Annotated in this window: 16 protein-coding genes; 13 read left to right on the forward strand and 3 right to left on the reverse strand. The window is 65.2% G+C overall.

Going from position 1 to position 17,206, the window contains the following annotated elements:
* Positions 1-10 precede the first annotated feature (10 nt).
* The gene (locus tag ACFWHR_RS07090) at positions 11-580 is read right to left on the reverse strand and encodes a M23 family metallopeptidase (RefSeq protein ID WP_382447563.1); all 570 of its coding nucleotides are present in this window, start codon (positions 578-580) and stop codon (positions 11-13) included.
* 304 nt (positions 581-884) lie between these two features.
* Between ACFWHR_RS07090 and rpsB the strand changes: the two genes are divergently transcribed.
* The 8 genes from rpsB (at position 885) to ACFWHR_RS07130 (ending at position 6,707) form a co-directional block, all read left to right on the forward strand.
* Positions 885-1,802 (forward strand): 30S ribosomal protein S2, encoded by a 918-nt coding sequence (rpsB, locus tag ACFWHR_RS07095; RefSeq protein WP_382447564.1) that lies wholly within the window; start codon positions 885-887, stop codon positions 1,800-1,802.
* A 40-nt stretch (positions 1,803-1,842) separates the two neighbouring features.
* Positions 1,843-2,673 (forward strand): translation elongation factor Ts, encoded by an 831-nt coding sequence (gene tsf, locus ACFWHR_RS07100; protein WP_382447565.1) that lies wholly within the window; start codon positions 1,843-1,845, stop codon positions 2,671-2,673.
* 134 nt (positions 2,674-2,807) lie between these two features.
* Complete coding sequence (gene pyrH, locus ACFWHR_RS07105; RefSeq protein ID WP_382447566.1) at positions 2,808-3,527, forward strand: UMP kinase; 720 nt, start codon at positions 2,808-2,810, stop codon at positions 3,525-3,527.
* Between the two features lie 64 nt (positions 3,528-3,591).
* Positions 3,592-4,146: a ribosome recycling factor gene (frr, locus tag ACFWHR_RS07110; RefSeq protein ID WP_382447567.1), complete on the forward strand. Its 555-nt coding sequence runs from the start codon at positions 3,592-3,594 to the stop codon at positions 4,144-4,146.
* A gap of 5 nt (positions 4,147-4,151) precedes the next feature.
* Positions 4,152-5,069 carry a phosphatidate cytidylyltransferase gene (locus ACFWHR_RS07115; RefSeq protein WP_382447568.1) on the forward strand — a complete coding sequence of 306 codons (918 nt, stop codon included), beginning with the start codon at positions 4,152-4,154 and terminating at the stop codon, positions 5,067-5,069.
* The gene (locus tag ACFWHR_RS07120; RefSeq protein ID WP_382447569.1) at positions 5,069-5,671 is read left to right on the forward strand and encodes a DivIVA domain-containing protein; all 603 of its coding nucleotides are present in this window, start codon (positions 5,069-5,071) and stop codon (positions 5,669-5,671) included. The genes ACFWHR_RS07115 and ACFWHR_RS07120 overlap by 1 nt, the downstream gene beginning before the upstream one ends.
* 79 nt (positions 5,672-5,750) lie before the next feature.
* On the forward strand, positions 5,751-6,401 hold the full coding sequence (locus ACFWHR_RS07125) for a transglycosylase SLT domain-containing protein (protein ID WP_382447570.1): 651 nt from the start codon (positions 5,751-5,753) through the stop codon (positions 6,399-6,401).
* A 9-nt stretch (positions 6,402-6,410) separates the two neighbouring features.
* On the forward strand, positions 6,411-6,707 hold the full coding sequence (locus ACFWHR_RS07130) for an ATP/GTP-binding protein (RefSeq protein WP_382447571.1): 297 nt from the start codon (positions 6,411-6,413) through the stop codon (positions 6,705-6,707).
* 29 nt (positions 6,708-6,736) lie between these two features.
* Here ACFWHR_RS07130 and ACFWHR_RS07135 read toward each other — a convergent pair whose 3' ends face one another.
* Positions 6,737-7,270, reverse strand: a complete 534-nt coding sequence (locus ACFWHR_RS07135) for a ribonuclease H (protein ID WP_382447572.1) — start codon at positions 7,268-7,270, stop codon at positions 6,737-6,739.
* Between the two features lie 76 nt (positions 7,271-7,346).
* On the opposite strand from ACFWHR_RS07135, the gene ACFWHR_RS07140 reads away from it, so the two are divergent.
* On the forward strand, positions 7,347-8,075 hold the full coding sequence (locus tag ACFWHR_RS07140) for an alpha/beta hydrolase (RefSeq protein ID WP_382447573.1): 729 nt from the start codon (positions 7,347-7,349) through the stop codon (positions 8,073-8,075).
* A gap of 8 nt (positions 8,076-8,083) precedes the next feature.
* Here ACFWHR_RS07140 and ACFWHR_RS07145 read toward each other — a convergent pair whose 3' ends face one another.
* Positions 8,084-11,236, reverse strand: coding sequence for a hypothetical protein (locus ACFWHR_RS07145; RefSeq protein WP_382447574.1), 3,153 nt, complete (start codon positions 11,234-11,236; stop codon positions 8,084-8,086).
* Between the two features lie 299 nt (positions 11,237-11,535).
* Here ACFWHR_RS07145 and ACFWHR_RS07150 point away from each other — a divergent pair, with 299 nt between their 5' ends.
* The 4 genes from ACFWHR_RS07150 (at position 11,536) to mnmA (ending at position 17,196) form a co-directional block, all read left to right on the forward strand.
* A complete protein-coding gene (locus tag ACFWHR_RS07150) occupies positions 11,536-13,683 on the forward strand; it encodes a glycosyltransferase (protein ID WP_382447575.1) in 2,148 nt (715 codons plus the stop codon).
* Between the two features lie 81 nt (positions 13,684-13,764).
* The gene (locus ACFWHR_RS07155; RefSeq protein WP_382447576.1) at positions 13,765-14,739 is read left to right on the forward strand and encodes a tetratricopeptide repeat protein; all 975 of its coding nucleotides are present in this window, start codon (positions 13,765-13,767) and stop codon (positions 14,737-14,739) included.
* Between the two features lie 14 nt (positions 14,740-14,753).
* Positions 14,754-15,944 (forward strand): cysteine desulfurase family protein, encoded by a 1,191-nt coding sequence (locus ACFWHR_RS07160; RefSeq protein ID WP_382447577.1) that lies wholly within the window; start codon positions 14,754-14,756, stop codon positions 15,942-15,944.
* Positions 15,945-16,029: 85 nt separating this feature from the next.
* Entirely contained in the window at positions 16,030-17,196 is a 1,167-nt protein-coding gene (mnmA, locus tag ACFWHR_RS07165) for a tRNA 2-thiouridine(34) synthase MnmA (RefSeq protein WP_382447578.1), read from the forward strand.
* Positions 17,197-17,206 lie beyond the last annotated feature (10 nt).

Here is a 17,206-nt window from a genome sequence, read left to right on the forward strand (position 1 = left end):
ATGAGCAGATTCACCACGGCAACAGCACCGGTCTCGTGAAGAAGTAGCGAAGCGGGTTCACATACTCATCGCTGACGCGTACTCCGAGGTGCACGCAACGCCCGCCGCAGTGCCCGGCACCGCTCAGAGTGCCAATCGGCGCGCCAATGTTGACGGTGTCGCCCGCGCTCAGCATGCTCGATACGGGTTCCATCGAGTACACAGTGGTCTCATCGACGCGCACTGAGATCACGGGCCGGTCGACGACCGTGCCTGCGAAGGTGACTGTGCCGCCGACGGGAGCTCGCACCTCGGTTCCGGCGCGTGCGGCGAGATCGACGCCGCGATGACCGGGTCCGTAGGCGTGCTCGGGAGCACGGAACGGCTCGATCACCTCGAACGGAACAGCGACGGGCGGCACCCAGCGGGCGATGCTCGCGGTTTTCGCTGTGACGGTCTGAGGTATCGCAGCCGCCGCGCTCCCGGACGTCGCTGATATCGCTGCCGGGGGGATCGCCACGAGTGGCACTGCCGTGAACACAGTGGCAGCGAGGCGGAGGATCGAGAAGAGAGAGGTGAGCTGAGTGAGCCGGGGAGTCATGCGAAAATCGTGTCAGCCGTGGCGTCCGCCGGCGAGGCGCGAGCGAGATCTGTGAAGAACTCGCGAGAAAGGTCCAAAAATGCGGGCCTGTGAGCGCGCAATTGAGCGGCCTGGCTGGTGTACACTGGTCCAGCACCTTGCAAGAGGTGACTTCGCGTGCCCACGCATCGGAGTGAAGCCAACGGTCCGCGCTCAACACGAACGCGGCGGCTAATCCCGAGGGCACCAGGATCGGGTCGCAACCGCGACCGATGACAACCGTAATACGCGTGCCCGCGAGGGTGCGCAGAACAGGAGGACGGCCATGGCCGTCGTTACCATGCGCCAGCTGCTCGACAGCGGCGTGCACTTCGGACACCAGACCCGCCGCTGGAACCCGAAGATGAAGCGTTTTATTTTCACCGAGCGCTCGGGCATCTACATCATCGACCTGCAGCAGTCGCTCGGGTACATCGATGCCGCTTACGAGTTCGTGAAGCAGACCGTTGCCCGTGGCGGCAACATTCTCTTCGTCGGCACCAAGAAGCAGGCCCAGGAAGCGATCGCCGAGCAGGCGACCCGCGTTAACCAGCCCTACGTCAACCAGCGTTGGCTCGGCGGCCTGCTCACCAACTTCCAGACGGTCACCGGTCGTCTTGAGCGCATGAAGGAGCTCGAGCAGCTCGACTTCGAGGGCACCACGAGCGGCTTCACCAAGAAGGAGCTCCTGCTCAAGAAGCGCGAGCTCGAGAAGCTGCAGAAGTCGCTCGGTGGCATCCGCCACATGGGCAAGACTCCCTCTGCGCTCTGGGTCGTCGACACCAAGAAGGAGCACCTCGCGATCGACGAGGCGAAGAAGCTCGGGATCCCCGTGATCGCGATCCTCGACACCAACTGCGATCCCGACGAGGTCACCTACCCGATCCCGGGTAACGACGACGCAATCCGCTCGGTCGCACTGCTCACCCGCGTGATCGCCGACGCCGCAGCTGAGGGCCTCATGGAGCGCCACCAGAAGCCGTCGGAGGGCGCTGAGCAGGCCGCAGAGCCGCTCGCTGAGTGGGAGGTCGAGCTTCTCGCAACCGAGGCTCCGGCCGCCGAGGAAGCTCCCGCCGCTGAAGCTGAAGAAGCACCCGCTGCTGCAGAGGCTCCGGCCGCTGAAGAAGCACCCGCTGCCGAAGAGGCACCCGCCGCGGAAGAGGCCCCGGCCGACGACGCTGCGAAGACCCCGGCCGCAGAATAATCTCTGACCGTTCACCGAACGACCACTGAAGGAGTCACACATGGCTGCAGTAAGCATGGCCGCTGTGAAAGAGCTGCGCGACCGCCTCGGCGCCGGCATGCTCGACAGCAAGAACGCACTCGTTGAGGCTGAGGGTGACATCGAGAAGGCCATCGAGATCCTGCGTCTCAAGGGCCTGAAGGGTGTTGCAAAGCGCGGCGACCGCGAGGCAAGCGAAGGCCTCGTCGCTGTTCGTCAGACCGAGGGTGCTGCCACGATGATCGAGCTCGTTTGCGAGACCGACTTCGTTGCGAAGAACGAGAAGTTCATTGCCCTGGCTGATCGCGTCCTCGACGCAATCGTCGCGGCGAGGGCCTCGTCCGTGGAGGAGGCTCTTGCAGCTCCCGCCGAGGGCAAGACCGTCGCCGACGTCATCACCGAAGAGGCCGCCATCATTGGCGAGCGCATCGAGATCCGCAAGCTCTCGCGCGTTGAGGCACCCGCCACCTCGGTGTACCTGCACCAGACCTCGAAGGATCTGCCGCCGCAGATCGGCGTGGTCGTGGGCTACGAGGGTGACGACGCCGAGGCCGCTCTCAGCATCGCTCGTCACATCTCCTTCGCGGATCCGCTCTACCTGAGCCGCGAAGATGTGCCCGAGGCTGATGTCGATAAGGAGCGCGCGCTCGTTACCGAGATCTCGAAGAACGAAGGCAAGCCTGAGGCTGCACTGCCGAAGATCGTCGAGGGTCGTCTGACCGCGTTCTTCAAGCAGGTCGCGCTGAACGAACAGATTCACGCGCTCGACGCTGACAAGCGCGAGGTGAAGAAGTTCGCTGAGGCCGCAGGCATCAAGGTGACCGGCTTCGCACGGAGCAAGGTCGGCGCTTAGCCAATCACACCAGGACCCGGGCCGTTCGGCTCGGGTCCTGTGCTGTGTCCGCACTATTATTGGCCCCGGGTACATACGGGGCCCAGTGACGCGAAAGCGTCCACGCTCGACATTCGACAGAGGAGACACCCCACATGACGAAGACCGCCGATCGCAAGCGACGAGTACTGCTCAAGCTCTCGGGAGAAGCCTTCGGTGGGGGAACGCTCGGTGTGAACCCCGACGTTGTCAGCCAGATTGCGCGCGAAATCGCGGCCGCAATGGAAGATGCCGAGGTCGCCGTCGTTGTCGGTGGCGGTAACTTCTTCCGGGGTGCTGAGCTCTCGCAGCGCGGCATGGACCGCGCTCGCGCTGATTACATGGGCATGCTGGGCACCGTCATGAACGCCCTCGCCCTGCAAGATTTCCTCGAGCAGGCCGGTGTCGAGACCCGCGTACAGTCGGCAATCACGATGACCCAGGTCGCCGAAACCTACATCCCGCTGCGCGCCATTCGCCACCTCGAAAAGGGACGCGTCGTTATTTTCGGTGCTGGCGCAGGTTTGCCCTATTTCTCGACCGACACGGTCGCGGCGCAGCGCGCACTTGAGATTCAAGCCGACGAAGTGCTGGTCGCGAAGAACGGCGTCGATGGCGTTTACACCGCTGATCCCCGTCAAGACCCCGATGCCACGCTGATCGAGCAGATCACCTACAACGACGCACTCGTGCGTGGTCTGAAGGTCGTCGACTCGACCTCGTTCAGCCTCTGCATGGACAACGGGATGCCGATGCGCGTCTTCGGCATGGAGCCAGCTGGTAACGTCACCGATGCGCTGCGAGGCGCACCCCTCGGCACCCTCGTTCACGCCTGACGCGGGCGGCGCGGGCCGCGCCCGCTAAGCTGGATCAACGAGCGTTTTCACTAAGGAGTACACCGTGATCGATGAAGTCTTCGCCGATGTCAAGGACCGCATGAACCGCGCGGTTGAATCCGCGAAAGAGAGCTTCGCCACGGTTCGCACGGGGCGGGCGAACCCGTCACTGCTGCAGAACGTGCAGGTCGACTACTACGGTACGCCCACGCCACTTTCGCAGCTCGCTTCCGTGCAGAACCAGGATGCGCGCAGCCTGCTCATCACCCCCTACGACAAGGGAGCGATGAAAGATATCGAGCAGGCCATTCGCGACATGCCGAACCTCGGCGCGAACCCCTCGAACGATGGCACCGTCATTCGCCTGGCGCTGCCCGAGCTCACCGCAGAACGCCGCAAGGAGTTCGTCAAGATCGTCAAGGGCAAAGCCGAAGATGCCCGCGTTGCGATCCGCAACGTACGCCGTTCCGGCAAGGACGACTTTGACGCGCTGAAGGGTGAGGTCGGCGAAGACGAGATCTCGCGCGCTGAGAAGGAGCTCGAGGCCGTCACGAAGCAGTTCATCGATCAGATCGACGAGGCGCTGAAGCGCAAAGAAGCCGAGCTGCTGGAGGTCTGATCCGCATGGCGGGCTCGGAGAAACGCGACGAGATTCGGAGCGCGCTCGAATCGACTCGGGCGCAGCTCGAGGCGACGAACGCCCGGATTGAGGCCCGAGCCGGCCGTAACCTGGTCTTCGCCATCGCTTCCGGAGTCATTTTCGGGGGCGTGTTTCTCGCGAGCCTGCTGCTGGTGAAGCAGCTTTTTGTGTTGCTGGTTGCGGCGCTGGTGGGTATCGCACTCGTCGAACTCGCCTCGGCTTTCCGGATCTCGGGCCGACGTGTGCCGCGCATCGGCGTCGTGCTCGCTGGACTCATTATCGTGGCGGGGGCCGCGATCTGGAACGCGCAGGGCATGTTGCTCGGGTTGTTTGCCGGGTCGCTATTGCTGACAGTGTGGCGTTTGTTCGAGGGCCTCGTGCCGCGCTGGGAAGCGCCGCCGAAGACTGTCGTTCGAGACGTGTTCTCTGGCCTGTTCACGCTGGTCTATGTGGCATTTCTTGCGTCGTTCACCGTGTTGCTGGTGCTCGCTGACAATGGTGAGTGGTGGGTGTTTGCACTCGTGCTCGTGGTCGTGTCGGTCGACGTCGGCGCCTATGCCGCTGGCGTGACGCTGGGCAAACACAAGATGACCCCGCGTATTAGCCCGAATAAGACGTGGGAAGGGTTCGCGGGTGCGGCGGTGGTGGCTGCGGCAGCAGGCGTGCTCGTTTCAATCTTCGCGCTGCACCAGTCCTGGTGGGTTGGCGTCATCATCGGCGTGGTGGTGCTCTTTACCGCGACGGGCGGCGACCTCACTGAGTCCCTCATTAAACGAAACTTGGGTGTGAAAGACATGAGTTCTTGGATTCCAGGTCACGGTGGTTTTCTTGACCGCCTCGACTCGCTGCTGCCTTCTGCGGTCGGCGTCTACGGTGTCGCCCTTGCGTTGGGGGTCGTGTGATGGCCCGGCGTTCACAGCGACCAGAGAAGCCCGCCGTGCAGAATGGACGGGTGCACACCTCTTTCCCGCTCGCGACTGGGTCGCAGCTCGGCTATCACCAAGAACAGGTTGATCAGTTTTTGAGCGATGCCCGCTCCGCGTATGAGGGGGGCACCGAAGGCGGCGCGATGACGTCAGCTTCCGTGCGTCGCCGCGCTTTCTCCGTAAAAAAGGGCGGGTACGCTGCCCGTTACGTCGACGCCGCAATGGATCGACTCGAAGAGGTCTTCTACGAGCGCGAGCGACGTGCGCAGGTGCGTGCCGCTGGCGAAGACGCCTGGTGGGACGAAACGCGCCAGCTGCTCTCGGATGTTCGCGGGCGGATCCATCGCCCCCGTGGCAAGCGGTTCCGGCGCAGGGGACTGTTCGCGACGGGGTATCGCCGTTCGCAGGTTGACGCGTTTTTGGATCGGGTTTCAGAGATGTTTGAGCGTCGTGAACTGGCGCTGCAGCCGGCAGAAGTGCGTGACGTTGTATTCCATTCGCAGTGGCGTGGATACGACGAAGAACAGGTAGATGCGCTGCTCGACGGAGTCGTGGAACTTATTCTCGCGACCCGGTGAGATGCGAAACCATGCGGCGAGATCGTTGCTGAAACGTCCGGTTGTTCAAGACGCCGCGCTGAGATAGAATCGTTATATTGTGTCTGTTGTGAAATTTGCCCCCGTCTCCCGCTGGTCGAAAGTTCGAGGTCCAGTCGCGGCCCTCGCGGTCGCCGGATTCCTTGGCGCGGCCGTGGTCGCGCCGTTTGCGATGCCGAGCGCGCCAGCCGATGCTGAGACGATGGCGTTCCAGGAGCGCATCCACCAGCAGTTCACACCGAACCTGAGTGTCGACGCCGACCTGGTGTACACGGACGTCGAGGTGGTCGAGCTTCCCGATCCGGCAGAGGTTCGTAAGAAGCAAGAGGCGAAGAAAGCCGCTGAGGCAGAAAAGGCGGCGAAGGAGGCCGAAGAGGCGTCACAGTCGACCGGCGGTTCGTCTTCTCCGGCTGCTCCGCCTCGGTACACGGGTGGCGGCTCGCCGGCAGAGTGGATGGCTGCGGCGGGTATCGCGGAGTCAGACTGGGGCTATGTCGACTACATTGCCTCGAAAGAGAGCACCTGGAACCCCAACGCGACGAACGCGAGCTCGGGTGCTTGCGGCCTGATCCAGGCACTGCCGTGCAGCAAGGTGCCCGGTAACGGGTACGACCCGGTCGACAACCTGCGATGGGCGTCGGGCTATGCGACTGATCGCTACGGCAGCTGGGCTGGCGCGTACGCATTCTGGACCGCCAACAACTGGTGGTGAGCTCGCCGCATGGCGAAGCAGCGTCGACCGAATAAGTACCAGCGAGCAGCGCTCGCCCCGCAACCGGATGTCACACGTCTCGCAAACGGCGGTGCACGACGAGAGTCGCGCTCGGGGTCAGAGTGGTTCGTGCGCGATATCCCCGGGCATCGCGCCGAAAAGGAGTACGCCTGCCCGGCGTGCAGCACAGGCATTCCCGTCGGTCAGGCGCACGTCGTCGCGTGGCGAGCCGACGACTTCTTCGGTGACGAGGTCGCGGTGCGCAATCGACGCCACTACCACCTGCACTGCTGGCGCCTCGCGTAACGCAGAGCGTGTAGCTCCCGCGAACGCTCCTAGAACAGCATCGGGGGAGCCGCGGGCTGCTCGACGTCGACCGATGGTGTCGCGGGCGTAGGATCTGTGCCCGCGAGCCCCGGGCCCGTCGCGGGATCACGCCCGGCCTGGAACGCAGTGGCGGCCGCCCGCGCGCGCACGTCTGCGGCCTCATTCAGCGGGTGCCCGGCGTGGCCCTTGACCCACTCGAACGTCACATTCCGGCCCACCATCGCCGCGTCAAGGCGCTCGAGCAACTCGCGATTGAGTACGGGCTTGCCGTCGGATTTTCTCCAGCCGCGACGCTTCCAACCTGGCATCCACTGCGTGACCGAGTTAATGACGTACTGACTGTCGCAGAGAATCTTGAGCGGTTCGGTGGCCCTGTCAGACGTCGCGAGCAACAGGTCGAGTACGGCCATGAGCTCACCCTGGTTATTCGTGGCGCGCGGCCATCCACCGGCGCGCCACTGCGCATCGTCGACGTACCAAGCCCAGCCTGCGGGGCCTGGATTGCCGAGCGCCGAACCGTCTGCTGCTGCCGTGAGTGCCATGCCTTCCATCCTGCCAGAGCGCGCGGGTCCCTCCGGATAGGCTGGGGGAGATCGGCTGAATCCGGAGGAAGAGGGCATGGTAGAGATTTCGAGTAACACGGTCTTGCGGGCGCGCCGAGAAAACATTGAGCTGCACACGGCCGACAGACTCACCCTGTACGGCGAGCTGGCGACGCCGCTCGATCGCGAACCTCAGGCGACCCTGGTGACGCTGCACCCGCTGCCCACCGCTGGTGGCTTTATGGAGTCACACATCATTCGAAAGGCGGCGAACCGTCTACCCGAGCTTGCCGACCTCGCCGTATTGCGTTTCAACACGCGCGGCACTTCGTCGCCGCGCGGCACGAGCGAGGGCGAGTTCGGTGAGGGAATCACAGAGCAGCACGACCTCGCCGCTGCGATGGCGTTCGTGAAGGAGCGATCGCTGCCGCATCCCTGGCTGCTCGGTTGGTCCTTCGGCACCGAGCTCGCGCTCAAGTATGGTCTTGCGCACAATATCGACGGGGCGATCCTGCTCTCCCCACCACTGCACCGGGCGACGCCAGAGGAGGTCGCGGCCTGGCAGCCAGCGGATCCGAAGCTCGTCGCCCTGATTCCCGAGTTTGACGATTACCTTCGACCGCCGGAGGCCGCTGAACGGTTCGCTGACGTGCCGCGAATGACGTTGATTCCCGTCGAGGGTGGTCGTCACCTCTGGGTCGGTGAAAAGCAGACGCGACGCGTGCTCGATGAGATCGTTGCGGCGGTGGGTTCGGCGGCCACCCCATTACCGGGTGAGGTGGCCGCCGAGCGCCTGCAGCAGTAGTTGCCGGTTTAGGCCTGCGTGCCGCGCTGCTCGTCTGTGACCCGGGCGACCGGCGCGGTTTCGTCGCTGACTGGCGCCTCTTCGCCGGCGAGAGCACTGTCGCGCGCGGGCGTATCTCGCTCGGCGGTTGAATCGTCGGTCGGCACCCCTTCAGCTACCGGCTGGGATACGAGGCGGCCGGCGACCGTGCTCATTTTCTGTGCGTTCGTGATGACCTCACCGAGGCTCTCGAAGTATCGCGCGACGGCCCCGCGTTCGACCTTGAGTTGGGTCATGCGATCCTCAGCCGCGGCGAGCACCTTGGTTGCGCGATCTTCAGCCGACGCGAACGTTGTCTGAGCGCGCTGTTCGGCTTCGAGCACGATCTCCGCAGCGTGGCGCTCCGCGGCCGCACGCACGTTACGCGCGTCTTGTGTTGCCTCCGAGCTCAGGTGCTCATACTCGGCACGGGCGAGCTCGAGCTGTGAGCGCAGCTCGGTGAGCTCTGCGCGGGTCGCTTCGAGTTCTCTCTGCGCGGTCTCCGACGCTGCTCGCTGGCGCTCAGCAAGATCGCGCTCAACTGTTTCGCGCTGCTGTGTGATGTCTGCGTTGAACGCTGCGCTCTCGCGCTCGATGCGCTCGGTCATTTCGCGCACTGCGTCTTCGGTATCGGCGCGCAGCTGAGCGAGTCGGGACTCCTCGGCAGCGCGGTGCTCAGCGAGCTCAGCAACTGTGTCGGTTCGCAGCAGGTCGGTCTCTTCCGTCACAGCGGTGCGTTGCGCCGCGACCTCGCGCGCGATTGCAGCCGACTGCGCCTCGCGCTCGCGCTGGAGGTCTGCCTCGTGCTGGGCGACCGCAGCCGCCAGTGTGCGCTCGTGTTCCTCGCGCTCACGAACAACATCGTCGGCGAGTTTGGCGCGCTCACGTTCGATCTGCAGTTCGAGGGCCTCGCGCTCAATGCCGAGTGCCTCAGCTGTCTCATCGCGCTGGATGCGCAGTCGCTCGGTCTCAGCCGCGCGTTCGTCAGCCAATCGCTGCTCGTGCTCGCGCGTCTGCGCGGTGAGGCGCTCCTCGTGGACGGTCGTCTCGTCTGCGATGCGAGCCGCGTGGGCCTGCTGTGAACGCTCGTGTTCGCGCGCGAGCGTTGCCTTCGCCTCAGCGACCTCACGCTCGTGGGCTGTGAGTTCGTCGGCGATCCGCGTACGGTGGTCGTCCCACTCAGATATGACGCGATCCTGGTGCGATGCGAGCTCTGCACCGAGCCGGCTCTCGTGCGTCGCAATCTCTTCTGCGATGCGCGTGTCGTGAGCAGACCGTTCGGCGCTCAGCTCGGCGGCGAGGGACGCACGCTGGGCCTCCTGCTCCGCGGCGAGTTCCGCGCGCGCGTCCGCAATCGCAGACTCATGAGCTGAGAGCTCGTACGCAATGCGGGTCTCGTGCGCCTCCCGCTCCGCAGCGAGAGTCGCTTCGTGCGCGCCGCGCTCGTCCGCGATCGCAGTGTTATGCGCTTCGCGCTCGGAACTCAGCGTGGCGTCGTGCGCTTCCCGCTCCGCAGTCAGGGTGGCGTCGTGGTGAGCGCGCTCCTCGTTGATTGCCGCCTCGTGGGCCGCACGCTCCTCCGAGATCGAGGTGTCATGTGCCGAACGTTCTTCGAGAATCGAGTTCTCGTGCGCGCTCCGCTCTTGCGCGAGTCGCGAAACGTGAGCTGCGAGCTCGTCAGAGAGGCGTACTTCTTGTCGCTCCTGCGCATCCCGAAGCTGAGCCTCGTGCGCCTCGCGTTCGCTACTCAGCGCCTCGTCGTGCGCGGCGCGCTCGGAGTGCAGCGCCTCGCTGTGCGCGGCGAGTTCAGAGCTCAGTGCCTCATCGTGGGCTCCGCGCTCGGTCGCGATCAATTCGCGGTGTTGCGCAAGCTCCGCGGCGATGACTTCGTCATGGGAATCGCGTTCGTGCGACAGTGCTGCCCGGTGGGCGGTAACCTCGCGCACAAGCAACTGGTCGTGATCTTCGCGCTGAGCAGCGAGCTGCGCCTCCAGACGCGTCGTGGCCGCTGCACGATCTTCTGCGGCGACAGCGTCTTCGCGTGCCCGCTCGCGCTCAGCCTGGGCGGCACGAGTGGCGAGTTCGCTCTCGAGCGCCTCGCGATCTCGCGTGATGCCCGCCTCGTGTTCCGCACGCTCCTGCGCGATGCGGTCTGCATGAGCCTGTGCCTCGGTCTGCAAGCGACGATCGTGAGCTTCGCGCTCCTGGGTCAGCGCGGCGTCGTGTTCGGCCCGCTCTTGGGCGATGCGGCCCCGAAGCGTCTCGACCTCAGTGGTGAGCTCGCGGCGCTGCGCATCAATGTCGGCCTCGAGTGTGCGCTGTTGCTCGGTGTAGCGCTCTTCAAGCTCGGCCTCTTCACGGAGACGTCGTGCCTCGAACTCGGCGCGAGCCCGTTCGCCCTCTTGCACTAGGCGTGCGCGTTCGAGCTCAGCTTCGCGCTCGTTCTCGGCTCGCTGGCGTTCAAAGGCTTCGGCCTGCACCTCTGTCTGAGCGCGTAGCTCGTTCGCGGCAGCGCGAGCTTCGGAACTGATGCGTTCGGCTTGAACCTCTGCGGCGGCAATGGCGGCCTGCGCATCTCGGTGGGCTGTTTCGCGAGCCGAAAGTGCCTCACGTTCTGCAGCGCTGCGGGTCAGTTCTGCTTCGCGGCGGGCCTCGTCGAGTAGTCGCTCGCGCTCGGAGTTCGCAGCGGCGGCCTGAGTCGCGACGTCGTTGCGCGCCCCCGTCAAGATGATCTCGGACTGCTCCGAGGCTGAGGTGAGGAGTTCGTCTGCGCGGCTCTGCGCTTGAGTCAGTACCCGTCGGCTTTCTTCTTCAGACGAGCGACGCAGCTTTTCGGCGTCGAGGTCTGCTTGGGCCATGAGGCGCTGGGCATGGTCTTCGGCGACCTGCAGACTCTTTTCAACGCGGAGGCCGAGCCCCGAGTACCCTGATGCTCCGAGCTCGGCCACTTGCTCCTGGAGATCCGCAATCAGCTGGCGTTGCTCATTTCCCACCTGCGACGACTGCTGATGAGCTTGCTGCAGAGCTTCAAGGTGTGACTGCAGCGTGGCAATGTGGCCAGTGAGCGCGCCGACGCGTTCATCTACTTCGTCGCGGTTGTACCCGCGAAACGCAGGGGTGAACTGCTGGGCTGGTTCGGACACAGGCCCTCCGATATCTCTACATGTCGAGTCGTCGCGCCCCGAGCGGGCCGCCGTGCGAACAGAATTGCTCCCCAACGATACCGCAATCGCCCGAGAGCTACGGGGGAGAACAGCAGGCCGGTGATTGGCAATATGAGCGGTCTAGATGCCACTGTCCGCGGCCATTTTCACTGGGTTTCAACGAAGTGCTCATGTCACATGCGGGAAGCTCCGGTAGCGTTGCAGGTTGAAGAATCGTGTTCGGGTGTCGCGACTCCCGCAGTGGCCGCTCGAACCGACGCGAAAGAAGAGGAGATCCCGTGCGACATGCGCTTGCGATCGCAGTGCTCGTGCTCTCTGGCGTGCTCCTGCTGCTGGGGCTCGGCCAACGCACCTTTCTCGCCGGCCCGGCCGAGATCAGCTTGCCAGTAGACACACAGTCCGAGTCAGCCTTCGCAATCGTGGACGGTGCCGAGTTTGCGAAGATTCCCGGGCAGGCGAACGTAGTGGTGCAGGGGAAGGACGCCTTTGTCGCGACCGGCATGACCCGCGACATCGATGCCTGGGTCGAGCCGTTCCCGCACGCGGAACTCTCAGTTGACAAAGCCAAGCAGCGGCTCTTGAGCGCCCTCGTGCCGGGTGCGATTCCCGATACCGCTGTGGCTGAGTCAACGACGACTGACGTCCCCGCAGCGACTGATGCTCCCGCAACCGATGGTGCCGCGACGGACGTGCCGGCAGCAACTGACGAAACTGCCACGGGCGCTGTTGACGCGACCGAGGGCCTTGATCCGCGGGGAAGCGACTTGTGGCTCGACTCACGTTCGATCGATAGCGCGGGAAGCGCCACGGAAACAGAGACTCTGAGGGTTCCCGTTGCTATCGCTGCGGATCAGTCGGTGTTGATCGCGACGAATGGCACGGATCCGATCCCGAGCGAATTCTCGCTCGTCTGGGCTCAGGATCGAAGCACGCCGTGGGCAGGTCCGCTACTGGCGGCGGGTGGCCTGCTCGCGATCATTGGAGCTGTGCTGTATTTGCTCGCGGTCGACCATGATCGACGCGGCTTGGGCCCCCGCCGTGGCCGTCGCGGGCCGCTGCTCGGATTGAGAAACGCGTTTAGCCGTCGGGGCGCACGACGGAGCGCTGCACCCACGACCGAAACCGAAGCCGCACCCCAGGGAGAGCGCATGATCGCGAACGATCGGCGCACGCTGGCCGAGACTCTGCCAGCGGCTCCGCGGGCGAAGCGCGCCTCGCGCCTCGCCCGTCGAGCGCTGCCTGTGATCGGCATCACGGTCGCGCTGGGACTCTCGGGATGCTCGGCCGAGTACTGGCCGGGATCGACCCCGGTGGTCGAAGAGACGCCGTCAGCGCAGCCCTCAAACATCGCACCTGTGCCAGTCACAGAGGCGCAGTTGCACCGCATTATCGAGCAGGTGTCAGCCGCGGCAAACGCCGGAGACGATGATCTTGACGCCGCCGCGCTCGACGACCGTTTCGTGGATGACGCGCTCGCGCAACGCACCGCGAACTACAAGATTCGCGCCGCCGTTCCCGACTACGCCGTAGTGCCGCCCCGGATCACTGATGACGAGCTCGATTACGCGCTCGTGCAAAGCACTGAATCGTGGCCGCGTACGGCGTTCGTTACAGTCGCCTCGACGTCGGGCAAGCCCGATGCCGCGGCAACGGCTGATGGAACCGAAGACGCGAGTGGCGACGCGGCAGCCGGAGGGGCGGCCGCGGGTGATGCCGCTGCCGGAACTGATCCGGCGACTGGCACCGAAGCCGTGGCTGACGCGTCGGCCGACGCTGCCAGCAGCGAGACGACCAGTGAGAAGACTTCCCCCTCACTCGCGCTCGTGCTCACTCAGCAGAGCCCGCAGGAGAACTTCGAAGTGTCGCGCGTGATTGCGCTGAAGGGCGGCATTTCGATGCCGCAGGCAGCGCCCGCAGAAGACGGCACCGCGTTGCTCGCAAACGATATTGAGACGCTCGTGCTCCCGCCGGAAGAAGTGGGAAAGGCATACGCAGCGCTACTTCAGAACGGCGCTGACGCGCCCGAATCGGCCAACTTTAATCTCGACGACGACACGCTGCTCGAAAACTACGGTCTCGCCCGCGCGACGGCTGCACAGAAAGAATCGGATGACAAGGGTCAGACGATGAAGTACAGCGCTTCGGCTCGACAGGGAGACGCAGATGTGGTCGCGCTCTCGACCGGAGCGGGCGGCGCGCTCGTCGCGACGACCGTGATCGACGAGCAGATCGTCGACGCCGCCGGCGGCCGGTACAAGCCGCAGGCGCAGGGCGCGATCACGGCCCTCTCCGGGCTTGAAGGGGAGCAGGAACGACTCGTTCAGCAGGTCGCGCATCAAATGCTCTTCTTCGTGCCGAGCAAGTCGGAAAACGAGAAGATCAAACTGCTCGGCGTCACCAGCGAGCTCGTAGGCGTAACGAACTAGCCGGGTGCGGGTGCCGGCCTCCCTTTCGGCTCCCGCACCCGCACCCGCCACAAGTGTGCACTTCAGAAAGGATCGACAACGATGACGCAGCAGATTCCAGAGCGGCTTCCCGGCGGCGGCGTAGACCTCAGCCATCTCGCGGCGCGCGGCCAGGCTCCGCAGTCGCAGGCGGGGCCCCCGGCTGGCGCTTCGGTAGCCGCCACTGGCGGCTCGGTTGTTGACGTCCCGTCACTCGTGATCGACGTCAGCGATGCGACGTTTGAGCAGGTGGCGCAGCTCTCCACGGTGGTGCCTGTCGTGGCGTTTATTTGGGCTCAGCACAGCGAGCCCTCACTCGCGCTGGGGCCGATCCTCGAGCGAGTGACCAGGGAACTCGGCGGTCGAATCCTGCTCGCGCGCGTTGACGCCGATGCGAACCCGGGGCTGACGCAAGCCTTCCAAGCTCAGACTGTTCCGACGGTTGTCGCGCTCGTCGGTGGCCGCCCGGTGCCGCTCTTTCAGGGTGAGCTTCCCGAGCAGCAGGTGCGCGAGTTCTTCGAACAGCTACTGCAGCTCGGTGAGCAACACGGGGTCGCGGGGCGCGTCAACGCGCCCGATACCGATGGCGCAGAGGCGCCCGAGGCTGGGCCAGCCGAACCCGTCATCCCCGAGGCGCATTTGGCCGCGATCGAGGCAGCAGAGAGCGGCGACTACGAGCGGGCGATCACCGAGTGGGAGGCAGTTCTGACGAGGGCACCAGCCGACGCCGAGGCCCGCGCGGCACTCGTGCAGGTGAAGCTGCTGCACCGTCTGCAGGGACTCACCGCTGACGAAATTCGCAGTGCGGCGGCGGCAGCACCCACCGATATCGAGGCGCAGTTGCGCGTTGCTGATCTCGACGTTTCTGGAGGCCATGTCGAAGACGCCTTCTTGCGATTGCTCGATCTCTTCGCCGCACAAGACACGGATGGGCGCGCGGTGATTCGCGAGCGGTTGCTCGAGCTCTTCGAGGTGGTCGGAGTCGCTGATCCCCGCGTCGCTGCGGCACGCGGGCGTCTCGCTAATCTGCTCTACTGAGCGTCACACAAACCATGCCGATTGCCCGCGCATATTTCGACCACGCAGCGACGTCGCCGATGCCAGCATCAGTGCTTGCGGCGTACGTCGAGGCGCTCGGCACGATTGGCAACCCCGCTTCGACGCACGGTCACGGGCAGCACGCGAGCGAACTGCTTGAGGGCGCGCGTGACCGCATTGCTCGCGCGGTCGGATGCGATCACGCTGAGCTGACACTGACGGCGGGCGGAACTGAATCGATCAATCTGGCGCTCAAGGGCCTGTATTGGTCGCGGCGCCGTTCGGGATCAGGGCCCGTGCTGCTCGTCGCCGAGGGGGAGCATCACGCCACCATCGAGAGCGCCGAGTGGCTTCGCGACACCCAGGGTGCGCGCGTCGAGTGGCTGCCGATCAACGGCGAGGGTCGCCTCGCGCCCGAGGTGCTCGACGCTGCGATTCAGCGGGTCGGCCCCGCGCAGGTGGCGATGGTCTCATTCCTCTGGGCGAACAACGAGGTAGGAACCGTGCAGCCTGTCGCAGAGCTGTGCAGGATCGCTGCGGCCTACGGCATACCCGTGCACGTTGACGCCGTGTCGGCGCTCGGCCAGGTGAGGGTCGACTTCGCCGCATCCGGTGCGTCGCTACTCAGCCTCTCCGCGCACAAGATCGGCGGACCGGTAGGCGTCGGTGCGTTGGTTGTCGGCAGACACGTCACGGCCGACCCGCTGCTGCACGGTGGGAGCCAGCAGCGGGCGCGATCCGGCACCCAGGACGTTGCCGGAGCAGTAGCGTTCGCGGCCGCCCTGGATCTCGCCCTCGACAGCGTCGGAAATCCGAATGCTGAAACGACTCACCGGGTGACTCAACTGCGTGACCGACTGATCGCGGGCGTGCGCGCGGCCGATTCCGGGGCCGTGTTGCGCGGTGCTGAGCCTGGACCGGGGCGCGTACCGGGAAACGCGCACTTCACGTTTCCGGGCTGCCAGGGAGACTCGCTCGTGTTTTTGCTCGACGGTGCTGGGATCTCAGCCTCGGTCGGTTCGGCGTGTCAGGCAGGCGTTGCCGAGATTTCGCACGTGCTGCTCGCGATGGGGCTGCCCGCCGAGGTTGCAGCCGGTGCCCTGCGATTCACACTCGGCCCTGACACGACCGACGTCGAGGTCGACGCACTCGTCGATGCGCTGCCTGGCGCACTGTCGGCGGCTCGAATCGCCGGGCTCAGCTGATGCGGCCGATGCCAGTGTCTGCGGGCACGGCGCCCCCGCGCGCGGTGGAGTCGACGCGGTGCGCTCGGTCGATTAGGCTGCTCTGGTGAAGATTTTGGCAGCTATGAGCGGCGGCGTCGATTCAGCCGTTGCTGCGGCGCGCGCCGTCGAGGCGGGCCACGAGGTGGTCGGGGTACACCTGGCCCTGAGCCGCATGCCCGGCACCATTCGAACTGGATCGCGCGGGTGCTGCACGATTGAGGATGCGATGGACGCCCGTCGCGCCGCCAATCTGCTTGGCATCCCGTTTTACGTATGGGACCTGAGCGAGCGTTTTAAGGAAGACGTCGTTGACGACTTCATCGCTGAATACGCAGCTGGACGCACGCCGAACCCGTGCATGCGGTGTAACGAGAAGATCAAGTTCGCCGCACTGCTCGATAAGGCAATCGCGCTTGGGTTCGATGCTGTCGCCACTGGCCACTATGCGACGCTCACCGAGGGCACGCACGGAATCGAGCTTCACCGCGCGAGTGCGTGGGCGAAGGATCAGTCGTACGTGCTCGGCGTGCTGACGGAGCGTCAGCTCGCGCACTGCTACTTTCCGCTGGGCGACACGCCCTCGAAGCAGCTGATCCGCGCAGAAGCAGCCGAGCGCGGCCTGCAGGTTGCGCAGAAGCCCGACAGCCACGACATCTGCTTCATTCCCGACGGCGATACGCGGGGCTGGCTCTCCGGCCACGTCGACCGCACGCCGGGCGAAATTCTCGACGAGTCGGGCGAGGTCGTTGGCACGCACGACGGCGCGCACGGCTATACCGTCGGCCAGCGACGCGGTCTGCAGCTCGGTCGCCCCGCACCCGATGGCGAGCCGCGATACGTGTTGTCGATTCGACCCGTCTCAAATCAGGTTGTCGTCGGCCCGAAGGAGCAACTCGCGGTCGCGCGCATCGCGGGCGGTCGCTTCAGCTGGGCAGGCGAGCCAGGGTTCGAACTTTCAGAGCGATTCAGCTGTGACGTGCAGATTCGCGCCCACGCCGATCCGGTACCGGCGTTCGCGCGGCTCGAAGCAATTGACGAAGACGAACGCACTGAATCGCATCGCGCGGGCGCGACGCACGAGGTGATCGTTGACATCGATCTTGAGCACGCTGAGCCGTTGCTCGGCGTGGCCCCGGGGCAGACCGCGGTGCTCTACGTGGGGACCCGGGTGCTTGGCCAGTTCACCATCGATCGTGCACTGCCGCTCGAGGTCGCCGCAACCCGATCCTGAATGTCGTCGG

It is taken from the genome of Leucobacter sp. NPDC058333, assembly GCF_042726155.1.
Taxonomy (GTDB): Bacteria; Actinomycetota; Actinomycetes; order Actinomycetales; family Microbacteriaceae; genus Leucobacter.

Bases quoted from the DNA above. Each gene is read 5' to 3' on its own strand.
- ACFWHR_RS07130 (WP_382447571.1), top strand. From the start codon at position 6,411: ATGGCGAAGCAGCGTCGACCGAATAAGTACCAGCGAGCAGCGCTCGCC.
- ACFWHR_RS07090 (WP_382447563.1), bottom strand. From the start codon at position 580: ATGACTCCCCGGCTCACTCAGCTCACCTCTCTCTTCTCGATCCTCCGC.
- ACFWHR_RS07120 (WP_382447569.1), top strand. From the start codon at position 5,069: ATGGCCCGGCGTTCACAGCGACCAGAGAAGCCCGCCGTGCAGAATGGA.
- ACFWHR_RS07140 (WP_382447573.1), top strand. From the start codon at position 7,347: ATGGTAGAGATTTCGAGTAACACGGTCTTGCGGGCGCGCCGAGAAAAC.
- ACFWHR_RS07155 (WP_382447576.1), top strand. From the start codon at position 13,765: ATGACGCAGCAGATTCCAGAGCGGCTTCCCGGCGGCGGCGTAGACCTC.
- pyrH (WP_382447566.1), top strand. From the start codon at position 2,808: ATGACGAAGACCGCCGATCGCAAGCGACGAGTACTGCTCAAGCTCTCG.
- ACFWHR_RS07135 (WP_382447572.1), bottom strand. From the start codon at position 7,270: ATGGCACTCACGGCAGCAGCAGACGGTTCGGCGCTCGGCAATCCAGGC.
- rpsB (WP_382447564.1), top strand. From the start codon at position 885: ATGGCCGTCGTTACCATGCGCCAGCTGCTCGACAGCGGCGTGCACTTC.
- ACFWHR_RS07115 (WP_382447568.1), top strand. From the start codon at position 4,152: ATGGCGGGCTCGGAGAAACGCGACGAGATTCGGAGCGCGCTCGAATCG.
- ACFWHR_RS07160 (WP_382447577.1), top strand. From the start codon at position 14,754: ATGCCGATTGCCCGCGCATATTTCGACCACGCAGCGACGTCGCCGATG.
- tsf (WP_382447565.1), top strand. From the start codon at position 1,843: ATGGCTGCAGTAAGCATGGCCGCTGTGAAAGAGCTGCGCGACCGCCTC.